Raw genomic sequence first — 2,039 nt, 5'->3', positions numbered from 1 at the left:
CTTTGCAACAGTGCCGGTTTTTTAATGCCGGATGTTTAGGCTTCGCGGGTGGCAATAAACGCCAGCGCCTTCTCAATGCGCGCAACGCTGCGTGACTTGCCAATAGCATGCACTGTCACGGCCAGCGCAGGAGACTGACCGCCGCCGGTTACCGCCACACGCAGCGGCATGCCAACTTTGCCCATGCTGACTTCCAGCTCATCCGCCGTCGCCTGAATAACCTGATGGACGTTTTCTGCCGTCCAGTCACAGATAGCAGCCAGTTTGTCATGCACCACTTCCAGCGGCTGACGCGCGACCGGACGCAGGTGCTTCTTCGCGGCATCAGCATCAAACCCAGCAAACTCTTCATAGAAATAGCGACAGGATGCAGCCATCTCTTTCAGCGTCTTACAGCGTTCACCCAGCAGTTTTACCAGCTGCGCTAGCTCAGGACCGGTGCGGGTATCAATCTTTTCCTGCTTGATATGCCACTGCAGGTGGGTAGCAACGTATTCTGATGCTAGGCTATTGATGTAGTGATGATTCAGCCACTGCAGCTTTTCGGTGTTAAACGCGCTGGCAGATTTGCTGACCTGATCGAGATCGAACAGTTTGGTCATCTCTTCAAGGGTGAAAATCTCTTGGTCACCGTGGGACCAGCCTAGGCGCACCAGATAGTTCAGCAGCGCTTCTGGCAGATAGCCGTCATCGCGATACTGCATCACACTGATCGCACCGTGGCGCTTGGAGAGTTTCTTACCATCATCGCCGAGGATCATTGAAACGTGGGCATACACCGGCACCTGCGCGCCAATCGCTTTCAGGATGTTGATCTGACGCGGTGTGTTGTTGATATGGTCTTCACCACGAATAACGTGGGTAATTTCCATATCCCAGTCGTCAATCACCACGCAGAAGTTATAGGTCGGCGTACCGTCAGTACGGCGGATGATCAAGTCATCCAGCTCTTGGTTGCTGAACTCGATCGGGCCACGGATCTGGTCGTCGAAAATTACCGAACCTTCCTGCGGGTTGCGGAAACGCACCACGCAAGGTTCATCATCCGCATGATGTTCATGGCTATCGCGGCAGCGGCCGTCGTAGCGTGGCTTTTCGTTGTTTGCCATCTGGGTTTCGCGCAGCGTTTCCAGACGCTCTTTAGAGCAGTAGCACTTATACGCGCCGCCCGCTTCCAGTATCTGGTCAATCACCGTGTTGTAACGGTCAAAACGCTTGGTCTGGTAGTAAGGGCCTTCATCCCAGTTGAGATTCAGCCAGTTCATGCCATTCATAATGGCATCGTTCGCCTGCTGGGTTGAACGCTCCAGATCGGTGTCTTCAATACGCAACACAAACTCGCCGCCGTGATTGCGGGCAAACAACCAAGAGTAAAGTGCTGTACGAGCGCCGCCAACGTGTAGATAGCCAGTCGAGCTGGGAGCGAAGCGGGTTTTGATTTTCATTAATGAATGCCTTATTACGCGGATGCTTTGACCAGTGTCAGAAGCGTGCTGTTACGTTCTGATTTTTGTAGGGCACATTCTACCATCTGTCGTCGAATCCTCAACGCCATTCCCCGCCTGCGGGGGAAACATTGCCTTGATTTCGTTCAGCAACCGCAGCTAACTTTTGATCAATTGACCGCAGGTCCCGGTTGAACGCAGTGAGACAGCGTTGTGGCAGCAACGCTCCGAAGGGCGAGGCGAATCCGAGCCACGCGGCACTGTTGCAAAGATCTGGCGATGGTAAACTGATGCCACTGTTTAGCTGAAGGAGCAGCACATGAACCCATTTAAAGGTCGACATTTTGAGCGTCATATTATCCTGTGGGCCGTCCGCTGGTACTGCAAATATGGCATCAGTTATCGTGAGCTGCAGGAGATGCTCGCTGAGCGAGGGGTAAATGTCGATCACACCACGATTTATCGATGGGTTCAGCGTTCTGCACCTGAAATGGAAAAGCGGCGGCGCTGGTACTGGCGTCAACCTTCCGGTTTTGGCTCATGGCATCTCGATGAAACCTACGTGAAGGTCAACGGACGCTGGGCTTATCTGTA

At 53.4% G+C, this 2,039-nt stretch carries 2 protein-coding genes; one reads left to right on the top strand and one right to left on the bottom strand.

The window, feature by feature from the left end; all coding sequences use genetic code 11:
- Nucleotides 1-35: 35 nt before the first annotated feature.
- Nucleotides 36-1,445 (bottom strand): glutamate--tRNA ligase, encoded by a 1,410-nt coding sequence (gltX, locus tag BBW68_RS00850; protein ID WP_070133610.1) that lies wholly within the window; start codon nt 1,443-1,445, stop codon nt 36-38.
- A 319-nt stretch (nt 1,446-1,764) separates the two neighbouring features.
- On the opposite strand from gltX, the gene BBW68_RS00845 reads away from it, so the two are divergent.
- Nucleotides 1,765-2,039, top strand: a 275-nt coding sequence (locus tag BBW68_RS00845; protein ID WP_148127483.1) for an IS6 family transposase, incomplete at its 3' end; no start/stop codon positions are given.

The sequence above is a fragment of the Candidatus Erwinia dacicola genome, from assembly GCF_001756855.1.
Classification (GTDB): Bacteria; Pseudomonadota; Gammaproteobacteria; order Enterobacterales; family Enterobacteriaceae; genus Erwinia; species Erwinia dacicola.
This window is presented reverse-complemented; position numbering and strand designations above follow the sequence as displayed.